15 protein-coding genes are annotated in these 18,650 nt (G+C 38.4%); 6 read left to right on the top strand and 9 right to left on the bottom strand.

The features are described from left to right. Window positions 1–38: 38 nt before the first annotated feature. The gene (locus ACO1D1_RS23325; protein ID WP_149869169.1) at window positions 39–1,439 is read right to left on the bottom strand and encodes an amino acid permease; all 1,401 of its coding nucleotides are present in this window, start codon (window positions 1,437–1,439) and stop codon (window positions 39–41) included. Between the two features lie 384 nt (window positions 1,440–1,823). Here ACO1D1_RS23325 and ACO1D1_RS23330 point away from each other — a divergent pair, with 384 nt between their 5' ends. Further along, on the top strand, window positions 1,824–3,062 hold the full coding sequence (locus ACO1D1_RS23330) for a PucR family transcriptional regulator (RefSeq protein ID WP_149869168.1): 1,239 nt from the start codon (window positions 1,824–1,826) through the stop codon (window positions 3,060–3,062). A gap of 127 nt (window positions 3,063–3,189) precedes the next feature. Beyond that, window positions 3,190–4,323 (top strand): alanine dehydrogenase, encoded by a 1,134-nt coding sequence (gene ald, locus ACO1D1_RS23335; protein ID WP_149869167.1) that lies wholly within the window; start codon window positions 3,190–3,192, stop codon window positions 4,321–4,323. 138 nt (window positions 4,324–4,461) lie between these two features. Here ald and ACO1D1_RS23340 read toward each other — a convergent pair whose 3' ends face one another. Together ACO1D1_RS23340 and ACO1D1_RS23345 are read right to left on the bottom strand one after the other, a co-directional pair. Then, complete coding sequence (locus ACO1D1_RS23340; protein WP_149869166.1) at window positions 4,462–5,877, bottom strand: SpoVR family protein; 1,416 nt, start codon at window positions 5,875–5,877, stop codon at window positions 4,462–4,464. A 131-nt stretch (window positions 5,878–6,008) separates the two neighbouring features. Continuing rightward, the gene (locus ACO1D1_RS23345) at window positions 6,009–6,992 is read right to left on the bottom strand and encodes a M14 family zinc carboxypeptidase (RefSeq protein ID WP_149869165.1); all 984 of its coding nucleotides are present in this window, start codon (window positions 6,990–6,992) and stop codon (window positions 6,009–6,011) included. A gap of 132 nt (window positions 6,993–7,124) precedes the next feature. Here ACO1D1_RS23345 and ACO1D1_RS23350 point away from each other — a divergent pair, with 132 nt between their 5' ends. Then, window positions 7,125–7,379, top strand: a complete 255-nt coding sequence (locus ACO1D1_RS23350; RefSeq protein ID WP_149869164.1) for a YhdB family protein — start codon at window positions 7,125–7,127, stop codon at window positions 7,377–7,379. Window positions 7,380–7,475: 96 nt separating this feature from the next. Here ACO1D1_RS23350 and ACO1D1_RS23355 read toward each other — a convergent pair whose 3' ends face one another. From ACO1D1_RS23355 to ACO1D1_RS23365, 3 genes are all read right to left on the bottom strand, one after another. Beyond that, window positions 7,476–8,198: an SDR family oxidoreductase gene (locus ACO1D1_RS23355; RefSeq protein WP_149869163.1), complete on the bottom strand. Its 723-nt coding sequence runs from the start codon at window positions 8,196–8,198 to the stop codon at window positions 7,476–7,478. Between the two features lie 44 nt (window positions 8,199–8,242). Next, entirely contained in the window at window positions 8,243–9,985 is a 1,743-nt protein-coding gene (locus ACO1D1_RS23360) for a phospho-sugar mutase (protein WP_423337325.1), read from the bottom strand. Between the two features lie 201 nt (window positions 9,986–10,186). Further along, window positions 10,187–10,573, bottom strand: coding sequence for a YhcU family protein (locus ACO1D1_RS23365; protein ID WP_149869161.1), 387 nt, complete (start codon window positions 10,571–10,573; stop codon window positions 10,187–10,189). A gap of 111 nt (window positions 10,574–10,684) precedes the next feature. Here ACO1D1_RS23365 and ACO1D1_RS23370 point away from each other — a divergent pair, with 111 nt between their 5' ends. Further along, window positions 10,685–11,608 carry an RluA family pseudouridine synthase gene (locus ACO1D1_RS23370; RefSeq protein WP_223820915.1) on the top strand — a complete coding sequence of 308 codons (924 nt, stop codon included), beginning with the start codon at window positions 10,685–10,687 and terminating at the stop codon, window positions 11,606–11,608. Between the two features lie 66 nt (window positions 11,609–11,674). On the opposite strand, the gene ACO1D1_RS23375 is transcribed toward ACO1D1_RS23370, so the two are convergent. Continuing rightward, a complete protein-coding gene (locus ACO1D1_RS23375; protein ID WP_149869159.1) occupies window positions 11,675–11,929 on the bottom strand; it encodes a GlsB/YeaQ/YmgE family stress response membrane protein in 255 nt (84 codons plus the stop codon). Window positions 11,930–12,268: 339 nt separating this feature from the next. Here ACO1D1_RS23375 and ACO1D1_RS23380 point away from each other — a divergent pair, with 339 nt between their 5' ends. Further along, window positions 12,269–12,886 (top strand): DUF47 domain-containing protein, encoded by a 618-nt coding sequence (locus ACO1D1_RS23380; RefSeq protein WP_149869158.1) that lies wholly within the window; start codon window positions 12,269–12,271, stop codon window positions 12,884–12,886. A gap of 11 nt (window positions 12,887–12,897) precedes the next feature. Further along, window positions 12,898–13,899, top strand: coding sequence for an inorganic phosphate transporter (locus ACO1D1_RS23385; protein WP_149869157.1), 1,002 nt, complete (start codon window positions 12,898–12,900; stop codon window positions 13,897–13,899). Between the two features lie 96 nt (window positions 13,900–13,995). Here ACO1D1_RS23385 and ACO1D1_RS23390 read toward each other — a convergent pair whose 3' ends face one another. Both ACO1D1_RS23390 and ACO1D1_RS23395 read right to left on the bottom strand, forming a co-directional pair. Next, a complete protein-coding gene (locus tag ACO1D1_RS23390) occupies window positions 13,996–17,238 on the bottom strand; it encodes a hypothetical protein (protein ID WP_423337326.1) in 3,243 nt (1,080 codons plus the stop codon). After that, window positions 17,235–18,647 carry a glycosyltransferase family 2 protein gene (locus tag ACO1D1_RS23395; protein ID WP_149869155.1) on the bottom strand — a complete coding sequence of 471 codons (1,413 nt, stop codon included), beginning with the start codon at window positions 18,645–18,647 and terminating at the stop codon, window positions 17,235–17,237. Before ACO1D1_RS23395 ends, ACO1D1_RS23390 begins: the two co-directional genes overlap by 4 nt. Between the last annotated feature and the right edge of the window lie 3 nt (window positions 18,648–18,650).

Raw genomic sequence — 18,650 nt, forward strand, 5'->3', positions numbered from 1 at the left:
ACATGTAAAAAGAGACCCATCGCTGGGTCCCTCTTACGTTAGCCGACTTGTTTAATTTTGTTAGGCTGTTCTGCTTCTCGCTTATGAAATCCTTTCAGATAATATACTGCAACTAATAAAAGCAAGAAGATTGGACCAATAATAACGGCAATTCTGGTATCAGGACTATAACCCATGATACCAATAACAAATGCTAAAAATGCAAGTGCTAAGTAAGATGAAAAAGGATATAGCGGAAGCTTATATTTCAATACCTTAACCTCAGAAGAATTTAAGCCCTTTCGATATTTAATCTGAGATAAAAGGATAACTCCCCAAGTCCAAATTGCACCAAAGGTTGCAATACTTGATAACCATGTAAATACCTTTTCAGGAACAATGTAATTTAATACAACGCCGACTAATAGAACGACTGAAGAAGCTAAAACAGCTTTTCCAGGAACACCACTTTTTGTTACTTTTCCAAATTCTCGTGGTGCCTCTCCATGCCCTGCTAAGTTAAATAACATACGTGCCGTACTAAAAATGCCGCTATTACATGAAGATAGTGCTGCAGTTAAAACAACAAAGTTAATAATTCCAGCAGCACCCTTAATCCCAATTTGTTCGAATGTTAAAACAAACGGGCTTCCCTTTGTACCAATTTCTTCCCAAGGGTAGATGGACATAATGACAAATAATGCCCCAACATAAAAGATAAGAATACGCCAAAAAACGGTATCAATCGCTCGTGAAAGAGATTTTTCCGGGTTTTTGACCTCACCCGCTGTAACTCCAATCATTTCAAGCCCAAGATAGGCAAACATAACCATTTGTAGGGATAATAATACACCTTTCATTCCGTTAGGGAAGATCCCGCCATGTTCCCATAAGTTAGAAATCCCAGTTGCAATACCGCCATTACCAAAACCAAAGAAGATCATCGCCGCTCCAACAGCAATCATAGCTAGAATCGTAACGATTTTAATGAGGGCAAACCAAAATTCTAATTCGCCATATGCTTTTACTGCAAGGAAATTGATTGTTGCCATAATGACTAATGCTGCAAGTGCCCAAATCCAACGTGGAACGGTTGGAAACCAATATTCCATATAGATTCCAATCGCAGTAATTTCAGCCATACATGTGACAATCCATAAAAACCAATAATTCCATCCCGTAATAAATCCTGCAAGCGGACCTAAATAATCACGAGCATATGCACTAAAAGAACCAGCTACGGGTTTTTGAATAGCCATCTCCCCAAGAGCTCTCATAATAAAAAACATGATTAGACCTGCAACTGCATATCCCACTAAGATACCAGGACCGGCCATCTTAATGGTAGTTGCAGAACCAAGAAATAATCCAACCCCAATGCAAGCCCCTAATGACATTAAAGCAATATGTCTTTCTTCTAAACCACGATGAAGTGTTTCCCCTTTAGTGTTGTTACCCATATATTAATCTCCCCCTTTGATTAATAAGTTCATTTCCCATCCAGACATTTGTTCGTAACCACTATTTTCTCCTATAAAATAAGGGAAAATATTATTAAAGCTTTCTTAGGATAAAAATAATACTTTCAATAATACAACACTTAAAAGTATTTTTCACCTTCCTCCTCTTGTTGTGAGCGCTTTCAAATTAGAATAGTTCAACTTATTCCTTTTTTGAACTTTACATGAAATTATTTTAACATTATTGTGAACAATCTTTTTTTGTTAAAAAACGAGAAATTATTATTTTTTTTTTGTAAAATTAAACAAAGACAAACCTTATAAATTTAATTTTTCTCAAAAATAAACTAAAATAGTTTTATATAGATTGTGGAGGTTATCATTTTGAATGCTAAACAACCAGACCCCTTTAAAACAGCTTTTGAAAGTTTAGATGAATTCGCAGATCTCATTAGTCAGGTATTAAAATGCCCGATTACGATTGAGGATGCCAACCACCGTCTTCTTGCTTACAGTACACATGATGAACGTACCGATCCAGCGAGAATTTCGACAATTATCGGACGAAGGGTGCCGGAAAAGGTCATCAATCAATTATGGAAAGAAGGAACCATTCCAGCACTTTTAAAGGCACGGGAACCGATTCGCGTGAAAAATATGAACGATATTGGTCTAAACCATCGAGTGGCGATTTCCATTTGGAAACAGGATGAGGTACTGGGATTTATTTGGGCAATCGAAATTGATAAAAGATTGACGGATGAAGATTTTGATTTACTAAAAAAAGCGGCAGATGCTGTTAAAAATAAATTGTTGCAGCTGCAAACGAGGAAAAATAAGAAGGAAGAACACTCACAAGAATTCTTCTGGAAACTTTTAACGGGACACATGAAGGATGAAAAGGAAATAATCGACAACTTTCAATCATTGCAGATCCCGCCGGCCTCCTCTTTTGCAGTAGCAGTATTTCAATTTCAGCAAAATATCACCAGTAAAGAGGAGCAGTCCATATCCTATTTGTTAAAAACAAGCCAACGTCTGAAAATAATGCTTTATACAATTGACTGCAATCAACTGATTCTATTAATATCTGCGGCCAATACAGATGACACCTTTCAAGACCTTGACCATTTTGCGCAGACATTTGTTAGTAAAATGAATGAGCGGTACGGAATAACCGATATCATTCCCGTATATAGCAGTATTTATAAGGATTATCAAATAATTGATAAAGCATATAAAGAAACATTGGCGGTATTGTCGATTAAAGAGAAATTCCCATTAGAAACAAAAGAGATTTCCAATTACCAAAAACTAGGGATCTACCAACTGTTTGAGATTATTCTTGAGAAACGACAAAAGGAAGAATATGAAAATTTCTCGTTAAAGAAACTCCATTCTTATGACCAAAAGCATAATAGTAATCTAGTTGAAACCTTAGAGGTATTTTTAAATCTGGATAACAATATTAATGACGCTGCTAAAGAATTAAATGTTCATGCCAACACATTAAATTACCGGTTAAAGCGGATTTCAGAAATTGGGGATGTTAATTTTAAAGATCCGAATCAAAAAATGATGTTATATCTTGATTTAAAGCTGGAAAAATATCAGGGGATTTGAACATTTTGTGAAAATCCCCAAAAACTATAAAAAAATTTCTCCGTTCTTAACAAAGAAATTCTGTGGCAGGCATTTTATACTTTAGCCATAGCAAAACATTACAAAGGTTTGGGGAGGAATTAGGGATATGTTTATTGGTGTACCTAAAGAAATTAAAAACAATGAAAATCGTGTAGCACTTACTCCAGCTGGAGTCGTTTCATTAGTAAAAGCGGGTCATACAGTTTTAGTTGAAACAGAGGCCGGTATTGGAAGCGGTTTCACTAATGAAGATTATTCAAAAGCTGGCGCGGAGATTCTTGAAAGCGCTAACCTTGTGTGGTCTAAAGCAGAAATGATTATGAAGGTTAAAGAACCACTTTCAAGTGAGTATCAATACTTCCGTCCAGGATTAATTTTATTTACCTATTTACACCTTGCAGCTGAGCCTGAGCTGGCACAAGCGCTGAAAGAGAAAGGTGTTATTGCAATTGCTTATGAAACAGTTGCGGTAAACAGAACTCTCCCACTTCTTACGCCAATGAGTGAAGTGGCTGGCCGGATGGCTGCGCAAATTGGCGCACAATTCTTACAAAAGAATAATGGCGGTCAAGGAATTCTGCTTGCTGGTGTACCAGGAGTAAACCGCGGCAAGGTTACCATTATCGGTGGTGGAATTGTTGGTACAAATGCTGCTAAAATGGCAGTTGGTTTAGGTGCTGATGTGACAATCATTGATCTAAGTGCTGACCGTTTGCGCCAACTTGATGATATTTTTGGAAATCAAATCAAAACATTAATGTCTAACCCATTCAACATTGCAGAAGCAACAGCAGAAGCAGACCTTTTAATCGGTGCTGTATTAATCCCTGGTGCAAAGGCTCCTAAGCTTGTTTCAGAGGAAATGGTTAAATCAATGAAGCCTGGTTCTGTTATTGTCGATGTTGCGATTGACCAAGGTGGAGTGGTTGAAACTTCTGACCACGTTACTACACATGACAACCCTACATTTGTAAAACATGGTGTTGTACATTATTCAGTAGCAAACATGCCAGGTGCAGTTCCAAGAACTTCAACAATGGCACTGACAAATGTTACTGTTCCATATGCATTACAAATTGCCAATAAAGGCGTGTTTAAAGCTATTTCTGAAAATGCTGCTTTAAAACTTGGCGTGAACGTTGCTAATGGGGAAATCACTTACGAAGCGGTTGCAAAAGATCTTGGTTATGAGTATGTATCAGTAGAAAACGCTTTAGAAAAAGAACTTGCTGCCCTTTAATCAACAGCTTAAAGAGGATGTTTCCAAAAGGAAACATCCTCTTTTTTAGCCGTTGGAAAATATTACTTTCCCATCCGGTATAAGTGCAACTACGCCTCTGTCTTCGTCCTGACGGGCTCGCCAATCTGCGAGTTTTCTTTATAAATACTTTCTATGAAGGCCCTTTCCGTCATATGAAAACAGCATTTTTCTTTCTTCGATCATCGTTTCAATATGAACCGGTCTGCCCCACAACTGTTGAATATAGGGTAGAACTTTTTCAAGATATTTAACATCCAGCTCAACACCCTCATACCAGTGTTTTAAGTAGAGTTCTCCATTTTTTAAATAGTCTCCGTCATTGACTGTGATATACGGGAATCCGCCGTTTACCCGCATATTAACAAGCTGATCACGGATATGCTCCCATTCTTTATCTACAATTTTATAATCCCGTCCCTGTTTTTGAAAAAGATACATATCTTCTCTCATGACAAGATCCTTATTTAAGTAATTTCGAAGAAAGGAGATATCCGATTCGACTTCCCGTACTTCAAACATTTTCTCCCTGCCGGAACCTGGCTCGACGCCTCGGCGCTTCATTTCATCGGTTGGGTTGTTATATCGTTCTTCAATATCTTCAAAGATTTTTATGCCAAGATAATATGGGTTAATACCTGTTTTCGATGGCTGCACGACCCCGGCATTCAATTTAGCAAATTCGATTGATTCACCGCTTGTCAAATCCATTTCCCGTAAAATGCGTTGATGCCAATAGGATGCCCAGCCTTCATTCATAATCTTTGTTTCCAGCTGTGGCCAAAAATAAAGCATTTCTTCGCGCATCATGGTTAAAATATCCCGTTGCCAATCCTCCAGTTCCCTGCTGTAAGTTTCGATAAATAGTAATAAGTCCTTTTCAGGCCTTGGCGGAAATTTCTTCTTCCTCGGCTGATCGCTTTTCTTTTTGTCTTTTTCGTCCAGTTTCCAAAGGTCATCATATGGCGTTATCACATGATGTTCTTCATTTTCATCCTCTTCATCATCACCGATGGACCAAGAAAGCTTCGGCCTCATAAGCGATGGGTCAATATGTTCATCAATAGCTAACACAGCATCTAGGAAAGTTTCTACTTCCCTTTTCCCATATTGGATTTCATATTGGTGTATCCGATCTGCAGTCGCTGCCATACTTTCAACCATATCCCGCTTTGTATTTTGAAAGCGGACATTGTTTTTAAAGAAATCACAATGGGCCAGGACATGAGCAACGATTAGTTTATTTTGAATAAGGGTATTGGAATCGAGCAAGAAAGCGTAACATGGATTTGAGTTAATGACAAGTTCATATATTTTACTAAGTCCCAGATCATAGTGCAATTTCATCTTATGAAACTGCTTTCCGAAGCTCCAATGGGAAAATCGTGTTGGCATTCCATATGCACCAAAGGTATAAATTATTTCAGCAGGACAGATTTCGTATCGCATCGGATAAAAATCCAAACCAAAGCCGCTTGCGATCTCAGTAATTTCGTTAATGGCATATTCAAGCTGCTTGCGCCCTTCTACATTCATTCACCACTCCCCCTTTTCCTCTTACCACAATGTATGAAGGAAACGCGGGAATGATGAGGAAGAAGCAAAAAAACAGTAACCAATCCTTCGGTGATACGATTATCTTCCCCTTGGGATGCTGCATTATCAACTTATTCAGCCAATTTCTTGGCCTCTTCTGCCAGCTTAAGCCCAACATATTGATTTCGGATCCATTCCTTTTTAAAAATGATCAATGGCGGGCTTGTTTCGCCAACAAGATAGCTCAATTCAATCGTCATCGCCGGTCTGCGATATGTCGTGATAAACCAATCGGTAAATCCTCCACCTACTGCATCCGGATCAGGTTTCGCTAATCTATATCCGGTTAATTTTGCAATCTTTTTAGCAACTTTATAATCACGGCTCAGATGTTTGCCATTTTTATAATTCCAAAAAATCTCTCTTCCAGCTGTATGATAAGCGACAGCAATAGAGGGGTTAATTTCTTTAATAAATTGTGTTAAAGCAATTACCTCTTTAGCTTCCAGGGGTTTTTTTCCTTTAAAAAATTGATAATAAGGTTCGCTTGGTTCCTGATTAAGCCCCTCCCAGCCGGCTGGGTATTGCCTGTTTAAGTCTATACCAAGCCCATTTGCCTTCCACCTTTCAAAATTGGCCAATCCTTCATTCATGCTCAAAAGTCGTTTTTGATGATTGACAGGAAAATATGTAAGGTTATTTTGTTGGATGGCGACTCCGTCAGGATTTAACATCGGCACAAACCAAATTGACACATCATTAAGGATAGAGGTATTTTTAGATCCGAACATTTTCTCCTGTTGATAGGCCTCGGCATAAGTCTCAAGCATCTTCATTAAAAGTATGCTGGTCAGCCATTCACGTCCATGGTGTGACCCAATCAAGACAATATTCTGTTCCCCTCTTCCCAGTTTTACAGCCCATATCGGTTTTCCAAAGTGCGTGGTTCCAATCGATTTCAATTCAATTTGGTCATTATATTTTCGCTGAATTATTTTTAGGTCATGTTCAAGCTGCACCTGTGAATAGGGTTTATCCGTTTTTACTATGTTTGCTTCCGCAGTTGTTTCAAATAAAAGAATTAAAATCAAAAGCACCCAACAATATTTAGCCATCCTACCACCACTTTTTATACAGGTAAATGTTGAAAACAGCGTAGTAGCAAGGTGCCCAACATTTTCTGTGAAAGTTATCTTCAGAATGTCATACAATAATCACAACTCCTAAATAAGGAGGAGAGAAAACAAATGAATAAATTGGATTATGACAGGGCGTTATACTATACGCACCGGTCGGAATGGGATAACTTACTGATCTTAATGGTAAGAACGAAAGACCAATTTTTATCTAAAAAGATTGAACAATTCCTGCATGCCTACAATTTTGAAAAGGACTACACAGTACTTGAAGCGAAACTATATAATCTTCTTCGTTACATCGACCATGCTAACGAAACTGTTGAACCTGATGAAAATGGGATACCGATGTATAGTCTTTCCTGAAAATACAAGCAGATACCGATTTTGTTGAGGAATATTTTACCAACCGGGCCAAAGAATTCCACCAAAAAACGGCTTCCAGATTGGAAGCCGTTTTTCTTATGCAATAGGATATTGTTGTACGAAGGGATGTAAGACGATTTCATCGATCAGCATATGCTTTGGTGCCGATGCCATATATACAACTGCATTTGCGATGTCCTCGACCTTCAGCCAATCCTTTTTCTCCGGTAAGCCTTGAGTTGATTCTGCAAAATACGTATCGACCATGCCAGGATTGATCGTGCCGACGCGAATTCCATATTCACGTACCTCCTGGGCGACTGAGCCGGAAAAACCTTGAACCGCATATTTAGTGGCGGTATACGCAGCACCATTCGGAATCGTATAACGGGCAACATCGGAGGAAATGGTAATAATCGTTCCTGTCTTCCGCTCCTTCATATGTGGAAGGACGGCCTTCGTAGCCAAGAACACCCCTTGGACATTCACCTCAAATACCTTTCTCCACTCTTCTACCGTGACGTCTTCTGTTAATTTAAAGAAACCGACACCTGCATTATTTACAAGAACATCGACTTTACCGTATGCTTCAATCGTTTTCTTAACGACTTCCTGCATGTCCTCTTCTTTCGAAACGTCTGCTTGAACAGGGAGAATATTAGCGTATCCCATCTTCTTTAATTCATCTGCCGTTTCTGATACTTGTGATGAACTGCCTACGATTGTTACTTTCATTCCTTGTTCAGCCAGTTTAATGGCGATTTCTCTCCCAATACCACGAGATGCGCCCGTGACTATAGCAGTTTGTTCATTTAACATATTCTTCCGCTCCTTCGTGATGACATACTAATATGTTTTCAAGGCTATTTTTCCTGAACCATTTTCACTTTCTGATCAACGAGCCCCATAAAGGCCTTTTCAATAGATACAAGCTTCTCTTTACTTTTTGCAAGACTTTCACTATTAACCCCAAAGTAGAATTTTACTTTTGGTTCCGTTCCCGATGGTCTTAAACAAACCCATGAGCCATCTTCAAAAATATATTTTAAGACATTTGATTTTGGTAACTCAATTTTTTCTTCCCAGTTTTGTGTTACCCGAATTCTTGTTAAATAATCTTCTGTTGCAGTCGTTTTTACTTCCCCAAGCTTTACCAACGGCTCATTTCTAAAAGAGGCCAAAAGAAGCTGAATCATTTCCGCTCCTTCTTTGCCTTTTAATGTTAAGGAACGAAGACCTTCTTGGTAAAAACCATACTTTTCAAATACTTGCAGCATTCCATCATAAAGGGTCATGCCCTGTTTTTTATAATATGCGCAGACTTCTGCCGCTAATAAAGCCGCTTGCACTGCATCTTTATCACGGGCAAAGTCGCCAATTAAATAACCGTAGGACTCTTCATAACCAAATAGGAAAGTCCGCTCACCTGATTCTTCATATTGCTTAATTTTTTCAGCAATAAACTTAAATCCGGTTAATACATCAATCGTTTCTAATTGGAAAGCTGAAGCAATTTTCCGCCCTAATTCAGATGTTACGATTGTTTTTAATACAACTCCATTTTGCGGCAGTATGCCTTTCTCCTTTTTCTGAGATAGGAGATAATCAAGTAATAAAGCACCAGTTTGGTTGCCTGTAAGAACAACATATTCACCTTCATGATTTAAAACAGCAATTCCTAAGCGATCGGCATCTGGGTCTGTTGCAATTAAAATGTCAGCTCCCACTTTTTTACCATCGCGTATGGCTAGTTCAAAGGCAGCATGCTCTTCCGGATTTGGACTCTTCACAGTAGAAAATTCCGGATCCGGCTGTTCCTGTTCCTTTACCACCGTTACATTTTGGTACCCTAATGCAGCAAGTGCCGCCCGAACGGGTTTATTGGCCGTTCCATGCAGCGGTGTAAAAACAATGTTAATATCCGTTTTAGCCGCAAGACCGGGATTTACTGAAATAGTTTTTAGATTTTCAATATAAACTTGGTCAATTTCTGATCCAATGGTTTTAATTAACCCTAATTCCCTTAAATGTTCTTCACTGTCGACCTCAATTAATAATTCATTTTCAATTTCGTTTACTTTTGAAATAACCAAATCCGCAGCCTCAGGTGGAAGTTGACCGCCATCTGAACCATATACCTTATACCCGTTATATTCCGGCGGATTATGACTTGCGGTCACGACAATTCCGGAAAAGGCGTTTAGGTGCCTTAAGGCAAAAGAGAGTTCCGGTGTTGGTCTAAGTTCATCAAAGACATATGTTTGAATCCCCTTCGTCGCAAGAGTTTTAGCAGCCTCCAATGCGAATTCGGGAGATTTATGACGTGAATCATAGGCAATGACAACACCACGATCTTTCGCTTCCTTGCCATATTGTTCTATGTAAGCAGCCAGACCTGCCGAAGCTTTACGAACGGTGTAGATATTCATTCTGTTTGTTCCAACACCAATTTCTCCACGCATTCCGCCTGTACCAAACTCTAAATTTTTGTAAAAGGACTCTTCTAGGTGCTTCTCATCCCTCATTAATTCCGATAATTGTTCTTTTAATTCCAAATCCAGTCCATCGAAATCAATCCAACTTTTTGCAATTAACTTCCAATCCATAAGGTGTCCCCTCCAATTTCTGTCTACTATGTATTGTTTCTAAGTTCTAAATAGTTACTCCTGCTAAAATCACGCGAAAAAAGCCGACAATTTCTGCAGAATGTAAGTGAATACAATCACATTCTATCATACAATATATTTCCATCCTTTAAGAGTAAAAAATAGAAAAAAGCCTGAAAAAAAACAGGCTTTCCTTTTTTCCTATATTATCAGTTCATTATCTGCCTTTGTGTATACACTGAGAATTGTGTTTTTCAACCTTTTTGCCTCTGCAAATTGTTCAAATTGAAACGGAAAAAACACCCCAAATTCCTTCAGTGTGGCAGCATTTTTGTTAAATACTGCTTCGTACTGATCATCCAGTTGTGCAGACTCAAGAATCGATATTAATGTTTGCATACAGGTCATCACCTGAAATGCATCTTTTAATGTGCTATAATCCTCAGAAGATCGCAACACCTTTAACTGTTCAAATTCACAGATATCCTCATCGTTAAAATAGACCGGAAAAATATTAGAATAAATATACCTCACCAGTCCATTAATTTCTTGTTCCTGACTTGGTGTCGAGGCAAACACTATTTTCACTTAAAAACCCACCTTTGCCATCGCTTTTTTCTGACGAATTTTATATCATAAGAATACCATAACTACCGGGAAATTTACGGTGGTAATTAGTGGATGACAGAAGGAGTAATTATGTTAAAAACAGTACGTAAAGGTGAATGGTTTCACATAATTGTCCCTATAGAGTGGGAAGGAAAATCGATTGATGAGATATTTCGTTCTGTTTGGGAAGCCCCTAAAAAGATGATTCATCAATTCCGGATGGAGGACAAGGTTCTGGCAGAAAGCAGTCGTGTTAATTGGAATTTGCCCCTCACAGCTGGGGTTCAGCTGCAAGTTAAGCTATTTGAAGAAGAAACACTCCCGGTTACCCCAAATTTCCATGACATTGACATCCTGTTTGAAGATGATCACGTTATAGTGATTAATAAACCGCCATTTATGAACACGCATCCAAATGACCCTTTGACTGAGAGCAATACACTACTTAATGCTGCAGCTTTTTATTTACAATCCAAAGGAGAATATCGAAATATACGTCACATTCACCGCTTAGACCGGGATACATCTGGGGCGATTTTATTTACAAAGCATGCGTTGGCAGGAGCTATTTTAGACAAGATGCTTGAGAGACGCGAAATCAAACGGACCTATATTGCCGCAGTCCATGGATGTTTCAAGCGAAAAAAAGGAACAATCCATCAGCCAATTGGCCGGGACCGGCACCATGCAACAAAAAGAAGAGTTTCACCAACCGGCCAAGATGCCTTAACCCATTATCAGGTGATAATGGAAGATAAAAAGAAGGAGCTCTCATATGTAAAATGCTGGCTTGAAACGGGAAGAACTCATCAAATTAGGGTCCATTTAAGCCATTTCGGGCATCCAATCATTGGAGATACATTATATGGCGGACAGCCAGTGGTCAATAGACAGGCCCTGCATGCCGCCAAACTGGAATTTATTCATCCCATGACGAAAGAAAGTATTGTATGTCATGCGCCTTTTAACGATCTATTAGGTGTTTTTAACAAAATTGACGTTAATTCAATATAACTTCTGACCATTGGAAAAGCCTCCCGAAACGGAGGCTTTTTACATCCAAGATTTTATTTACACGATTTAGTCTGCTTTTCTAAAGGCTCGCATGATGAAGCTTAGCAGAAGAACCAATACGGCTGCACCAATGATTGCTGGTATAATAGCAAAATCGGCCACATGCGGCCCCCAATTACCTAAAACAGCTGTACCGAGCCATGCGCCAACAAAACCAGCAATGATATTACCAATAATGCCACCAGGTATATTCCTTCCAACAATAAGACCTGCTAACCAGCCTATAATTCCACCTACAATTAATGCCCAAATGAAGCTCATTTTAGAACACTCCTTTTTAGTATTCATCATTCATTCATTAGCATTTCCTCAGGCAGTAGTGGAAAGTGCATTTTCTTGCTGCCTGTATCTATAAAGTACCCTTATTTTTTTTTAATACTCCTTTTCGGGCATAAAATATCAAAAAAAGCTTTAAGTTTACATAAATTCTTTATTCTAGGCCAAAGTAAAACAGTAATTGGAACGAAAAATAGTTTTCTGAAAATTCTAATGTTAAGTTTTTGTAAATTTCGTTAAGATTTATATCTTTTTTCGACATTTTTCATATAAAATTATTGAGTTGATTCACAACTTTGGATGAAAAAAATGGGGGTAAAATCAATGGCATTTAAAAAAGTGGATAAATTCTCGGCACTTTTAAGTAAAATTTCCGGAAATTTAAATGAAGGAACAGATTTCTTTACTGAATACAAATTAAAAAACATTAGTGACTTGAAAATTTTTTCAGAGAAAATGAAAGAATATGAAACACAGGGAGATTCTTACGTTCATGAAGTGATAAAAGAACTAAATGATGCCTTCATCACACCGATTGAACGGGAAGATATCCTGCACCTTGCAATGAGCATGGATGATGTTTTAGATGGCCTGGAAGCTACTTCGGCATTATTTGAAATGTATTCGATTACCCAAGCGGATGATTTTATGAAGCAGTTTGTTGCCGCAATTCAAGGAAGTGTCCATGAAATCGAAAAAGCAATTGAACTATTATCAAATAAAAAGCTGCAGCAAATAAGAGAACATGCCATTAAAATTAAGGATTACGAATCAAATTGTGATAACATTTTACGCCAATCTATTAAGAATTTATTTACAGTTGAAAAAGATCCAATCCGGATCATTCAATATAAGGAAATATATGAAAATTTAGAGGATATTGCTGACTATTGCCAAACTGTCGCAAATACTCTTGAAACCATTATCATGAAAAATGCCTAAGGAGCAAATATATGAGCATTCTATTAATACTAACGATATTAATTGTTATTTGTGCCCTTGCATTTGACTTTATTAATGGTTTCCATGATACGGCAAATGCAATCGCAACATCAGTGTCAACAAAAGCATTAAGACCGCGTCAGGCAATTCTTTTAGCTGCTATCATGAACTTTGTCGGTGCGATGACGTTTACAGGGGTTGCCAAAACAATCTCAAAGGATATTGTTGATCCCTTTAATCTTACCAACGGATCAGTTGTAATTCTGGCTGCCTTAATTGCGGCGGTTGCATGGAATTTAATTACCTGGTATTTCGGGATTCCGAGCAGTTCTTCCCATGCCCTTATCGGATCGATCGCCGGAGCAGCAGTTGCTTCTAAAGGTTTAGGTGTACTTAACTACGCCGGATTTATAAAAATTCTTGAAGCCCTTATTCTTTCACCAATTTTAGCGTTTGTAGTTGGATACATTGTTTACAGTATTTTCAAAGTGGTATTTAAGAATTTCAATTTAGCAAAAACAAATCGAAATTTCCGTTATATCCAGATCGCTACTGCTGCATTACAATCTTATTCACACGGAACAAACGATGCCCAGAAATCAATGGGGATTATCACCATGGCTTTAATTGCCAGTGAATATCTTCCCCATAATGCAGATGTGCCATTTTGGGTTCAGTTTTCCTGTGCATTAGCAATGGGGTTAGGTACTTCCGTGGGCGGATGGAAAATCATTAAAACGGTTGGCGGAAAAATTATGAAGATCCGTCCGATCAATGGTGTTGCGGCAGATTTAACAGGTGCCGGGATTATTTTCGGAGCAAGCTTAATTCACCTTCCAGTAAGTACAACACATGTTATTTCTTCCGGAATACTTGGTGTTGGATCTGCACACCGTCTTAAAGGAGTCAAGTGGGGTACGGCCCAACGCATGCTGATTACATGGGTTATTACTCTTCCCATCACTGCATTACTAGCAGCCATTTGTTATTTTGTTTTGAATCTAATCTTTTAAATACTAAACCAGGGAACTCATTTCTCTGGTTTTTCTCTTTCATAATGACAAACCACCAGTTTACAGGCTGGTGGTTTGTTTTTTATCATACTTCCTTTATTCCTTCAAATCGGTTGTCCGGAATGTCTCTGCCATGATTTCATATGATTCCTTTAATCGTTCATGGAATATTGGATGATCCCAGTTTTTCCAGTTAAATAAATAAACATTTTTCTTTTGGAGCCGGCCATTTACTGTTTTTGGAAATGTTTGTTGAACCTTACCGGCTTCTGTCATGACAACGGCAAGCTGAATTCCTTTCGTTTCCACTCCAGTTGATAACCCACTTTTCCACAAATCATCCATTACTTCCTTTAAGCTGGGATCCTTAAAATTCATCAGGAGCCACGGAATTCTACCCTCAATGGCCTTTTTATCGCTGCTCATACTTAGATCAGTTAATGAATCAAAAGTTTCACTTTCTGGATTGGCATTCCCGAACCTTAATAGTCCTGTTTCATAATCCTGAAAGGGGATCGCTGTTTTGGTGACGGGGTCTGTTAGTTTTTTATTAAGAGCCAGCCGGATGGGATGAAACACGCCATTATTCTTTTGCGATGCATGAGGCACTTCAGGAATCATGTGTAAGCGTTTCGCATACATGAAATAGAATGAATCATAATAACTATCAACCATTATTCTGGAATCCGTTTGCCCTGCCAATTTGATGAAAAAATCAATTCCATAATCCGTTTGAATGGTTGTTTGATCATTTAAGGGGATTGTCATTTGTCCTTGATTCTCAATTGTATCCAGCAATAAGTAGACAGCCTGGTTTGTCAGTTCCACCGGACGATTATAGGTAAGCAAAAAATATAAATATCCACTGTTAGATGTGATTCGAAGTTCTTTTATAAGATCCTGATTATTTTGAGATCGATAGCCCATTTTTACACCTGCCATATCCCAGTCATTTGCGGTGCCGTCCACCAGTATCCCCGATGATTTTTGGCCGGGTTCAAAACTAAGCAGTCCAAAATGCTGTTCATTTGTTTGCTGATTATCCCAAAAGGGACGGCGATCAGGATTATCTAAATCCATCGTATTCCAAGTACGCTTAAACCATTCATCCTGCCACGAAAAAACAAGCCCTCCTGCATACCCTTCTGAGACAATCGAATGGTACAAATGACGATCAATTTGCCCCTGTTCTTTTTCTGAATGAAAACCTTGGTTCATCCCAAACGGATTTCTATGCGTTAACCCCCTTGATGATGGCACACCAAATTCGGCAACCAACACAGGCATGTTATGGACCGCTCGGAGCTCCTGGAGGTAACCCGCATAATTGTTTTTCTTACCATTTGCATCGACATAATCAAGATAATTTTGCTCGTAATTCAGAAAGTCAGGGTAGTATGGGTAAATATGATAAGAGGCAAACAGCCCGGCTTGAAAGGAGCTGGCAGCTTGTATATGATTAGGATCAATTGAAACCATATCCTCAGTCTCAAGCAGCTCCGCCGGATGGTTCAACAAATCGGTTGTTACCCAATTCGTAAAGCTCAATGAATGCTGCCAATTATATTGCTTTGCTTCGTAGGCTGTAGCATATTCCATCAGGCCGGCAAGCCAAACCTCAAACGGGCTGCCATCCTTTGTTTTAAAATAATCCCCTTTAAAAGGGGGCATTCCTGCATGCTGTACATTCGTATTCTTCACCATCGCCGGATCCCATTCCGTTCCAATGATCATCCCAAGTACATACTTGGAGATATCATAATGATACACTCCTGATGCATGTCCAGGACGTTTGGTAAGATTGGCATTGCCGTGGATGATATCAATCATACTTTTAATTTCCAGCTTTGCATCATCCACATTCACTTTGGCAAATGCATCCTGTGTCCGGATTAAATTTTCTTCATTTACCCAAGTCCCATGAAACAAATATAAAGGCTTTTTCGCAATTTGATTGTATTCATAAAATGCTTCGTAAAACTGCGGCGGGTGAAGCGTATAAATTCGGAGGGCATTAGCATTCATCGCTCCAATATGCTTGAACCAGCGGAAATACTCTTCTTTCGTAATTGCTGTTTCCCCGGGAAAATACCCCGGCTTCCCAATCCCCATGTTAACTCCCTTGATTAAAAAGTCCTCCCATTTTCCATTCCTTTGAATTTGGATATAAGAATTACCAGTTTTACTATTTGTTTTAATACCGTTTTTTTCAACTGTTTCAACCTTTTCTTGAGTTTTGACATGCTTCAGTCCATTTTTTAAAATATCCTTCATCAGCGGTACATAGGCTTGCCAATAAAAGGAATCCTTTGCACCTAGTGTTCTTTTCCACGTATCAAAGCCCTTTGTTTGATAAATTTCTGGTACTTCCGCTTCATCAGCATAATCCCCGGAGAAATAATAGGAAGAATATTTCACATTCTTATGATAAATAACTGCCGGAAAATGTGTGGGAATCCCGTATCCTTTCAACTTTTCTTTGGCGTCCGCAGAAACCGGCAGAGTATATGATGCCAAAACTTCATTCTTATCTCTTGGGGTGATAAGATCAAACCAATACTGGTACTTTCCTTTTATTTCACGTGTAAAATGCTTCTTTCCCCTATCTGTTAATTGAAATAGAAGTCCATCATCCTTCACATCCTCTTTTCCAATTACCACTATGTAATTATTTCTGCTTATAAAAACAAACCCTTCTCCATTAAAAGTCCATTTCTTGTTTTGCTCCAGATATTTTTCCTTTACCCATTCTGGTACCTCAAGACTGTTAAGATCAGAAAAATATCGGCCGATCCAGCCTGTCCATTCAACATTTAGTAAATTTGAGATAGCCGCCTTTGCCGTCTCTGTCGTTGGGCTTGCAAACGTATTAAATTCCGCAATCAGCGTTTTTCCCTTGGATTCTATAAGTGCTTTTTCCATTTGCTTAACCTCTTGGGATGTAAGGCCGCCATAAATTTTAGCTGACTGTTTACTAGAAGAATTCTTACTATTAAAATCCTTTTTATATACACCATATTGGTCGGTTAAATAAATGACATCATACTGTTTTAAATCCTTTGGTAAGGGGTTAATCGAATATTTCTGTCCTTTTTGAGGTGCAAACCCCTTATAATCTTGTTTCGCCGAATAAGGGATTGTTCCATTTTTAAAGTATTTTTCATTGTTTAATACCCATACCAGCCCTTTATGTTCACGGTAGGTTTGTGTAGGCACCGTTTTATCTACAATTAGCATGTTTAATTTTTTGGAAGGCTGAAACGTCCATAACCAAAAAGGACTGGTCAAAAATAGGATGAATAAACAAGCATAGATGATTAAGTTGGTTTGTTTCTTCATTCTGATACACCTTTTCTCTTCATTTCTCCCCAGCTTGTATCCCCTTTTAACATTTGCCATACTCCCTCACATCGCCAAAGAACAGTCATCGGCCTGTACCATATCGTTTCTGTTAAAGAGTATAAGAAAAGCTTAATGATATCTGAAACCTTTGGATACTTGGTTAAACTCCATTCTTCTAGAAGCACAGCGGCCATCGAAAAAATTGATCCATATAAACAGGATAATAAAAATAATAAAATAGCAAATTCAATATAAATTCCACCGAGAAATAAACAGAGAATCATAAATATGTAACCAGATAATTCGATAATCGGGCCAAGAAATTCAACAATCCAAAAATAGGGAAATGCGAGGAGTCCAATTGAACCGTATTTAGGATTAAAAGTAATTTTTTTATGAATCCATAGGCTTTCGAATAGCCCTCGATGCCATCGTCTTCTCTGTCTTCTTAAAAACTTCATATCTTCCGGGACCTCAGTCCAACATACCGGATCAGGGACATAGACAATTTTCTTCTTTTGGCCTTCTTCCTTTAATAGGCGGTGCATTCTCACCACTAATTCCATATCTTCACCGACCGTATCGGTTCGGTACCCTCCTGCAGCAACTACCCAATACTTTGAAAAAACACCAAAGGCACCGGAGATAATCAACAAGAGGTTATGTCTGCTTAGGCCAATTCTTCCCATCAAAAAGGCTCGTAAATATTCAATAATTTGCATGACCACTAAAGGTTTATCTGATAAGCCTACTTTTAAAATACGTCCATTTTGAATTTGACAGCCATTCGCAATTCGCACACTGCCGCCTGAGGCAATCACTTCCTCATTCGAATCGATAATCGGTTTCATTACCTTTAAAAAAGCATCCTGTTCCAAAACTGAATCTCCATCGAGTGAACAAAAATAAGGATAATGAGAAAAGTTAAGCCCTACATTTAGTGCATCTGCCTTTCCACCATTCTCCTTATCAATAAGAAAGAGCTGTGAGAAAATAGCTGATTGATAAATTTTTTTGATTGGTTTTGTGTGAATTTGTTTTCGAACTACTTTTTTTATTTCTTTCATATCATAATGGTCTATCATTTTATTGAAGGTTTGATCCGTTGAACCGTCATTTACAACAATCACTTCAAATACAGGATAATTAACACTTAAAAGAGAACGAACACTATGAATAATTCCCGCTTCTTCATTAAAAGCCGGAACAATTATTGAAACCGGCTTTGTAAAGACCTCCTCCATGTAATCTTCGTAGACTTGAACCCGATCGAGCTGGTATTCCTTTCGGAGCTGAAACATGGAGATAACCAAAATAACTGTGTAAAACAAAATAACAATCACCATATAAACCGCAATGAAAGAAGCAAAAGCCGTTACAATGTCACCCCACTGAAAAAATGGCATCTC

Source organism: Neobacillus sp. 19, assembly GCF_049463095.1.
In the GTDB taxonomy this organism is placed as follows: domain Bacteria; phylum Bacillota; class Bacilli; order Bacillales; family Cytobacillaceae; genus Neobacillus.

What these genes read in the sequence shown, in the direction of transcription:
- ACO1D1_RS23325 (WP_149869169.1), bottom strand. Translation starts at nt 1,439, where the DNA reads ATGGGTAACAACACTAAAGGGGAAACACTTCATCGTGGTTTAGAAGAA.
- ACO1D1_RS23395 (WP_149869155.1), bottom strand. Translation starts at nt 18,647, where the DNA reads ATGCCATTTTTTCAGTGGGGTGACATTGTAACGGCTTTTGCTTCTTTC.
- ACO1D1_RS23340 (WP_149869166.1), bottom strand. Translation starts at nt 5,877, where the DNA reads ATGAATGTAGAAGGGCGCAAGCAGCTTGAATATGCCATTAACGAAATT.
- ACO1D1_RS23380 (WP_149869158.1), top strand. Translation starts at nt 12,269, where the DNA reads ATGGCATTTAAAAAAGTGGATAAATTCTCGGCACTTTTAAGTAAAATT.
- ACO1D1_RS23390 (WP_423337326.1), bottom strand. Translation starts at nt 17,238, where the DNA reads ATGAAGAAACAAACCAACTTAATCATCTATGCTTGTTTATTCATCCTA.
- ACO1D1_RS23355 (WP_149869163.1), bottom strand. Translation starts at nt 8,198, where the DNA reads ATGTTAAATGAACAAACTGCTATAGTCACGGGCGCATCTCGTGGTATT.
- ACO1D1_RS23385 (WP_149869157.1), top strand. Translation starts at nt 12,898, where the DNA reads ATGAGCATTCTATTAATACTAACGATATTAATTGTTATTTGTGCCCTT.
- ACO1D1_RS23375 (WP_149869159.1), bottom strand. Translation starts at nt 11,929, where the DNA reads ATGAGCTTCATTTGGGCATTAATTGTAGGTGGAATTATAGGCTGGTTA.
- ACO1D1_RS23360 (WP_423337325.1), bottom strand. Translation starts at nt 9,985, where the DNA reads ATGGATTGGAAGTTAATTGCAAAAAGTTGGATTGATTTCGATGGACTG.
- ACO1D1_RS23370 (WP_223820915.1), top strand. Translation starts at nt 10,685, where the DNA reads ATGTTAAAAACAGTACGTAAAGGTGAATGGTTTCACATAATTGTCCCT.
- ald (WP_149869167.1), top strand. Translation starts at nt 3,190, where the DNA reads ATGTTTATTGGTGTACCTAAAGAAATTAAAAACAATGAAAATCGTGTA.
- ACO1D1_RS23345 (WP_149869165.1), bottom strand. Translation starts at nt 6,992, where the DNA reads ATGGCTAAATATTGTTGGGTGCTTTTGATTTTAATTCTTTTATTTGAA.
- ACO1D1_RS23350 (WP_149869164.1), top strand. Translation starts at nt 7,125, where the DNA reads ATGAATAAATTGGATTATGACAGGGCGTTATACTATACGCACCGGTCG.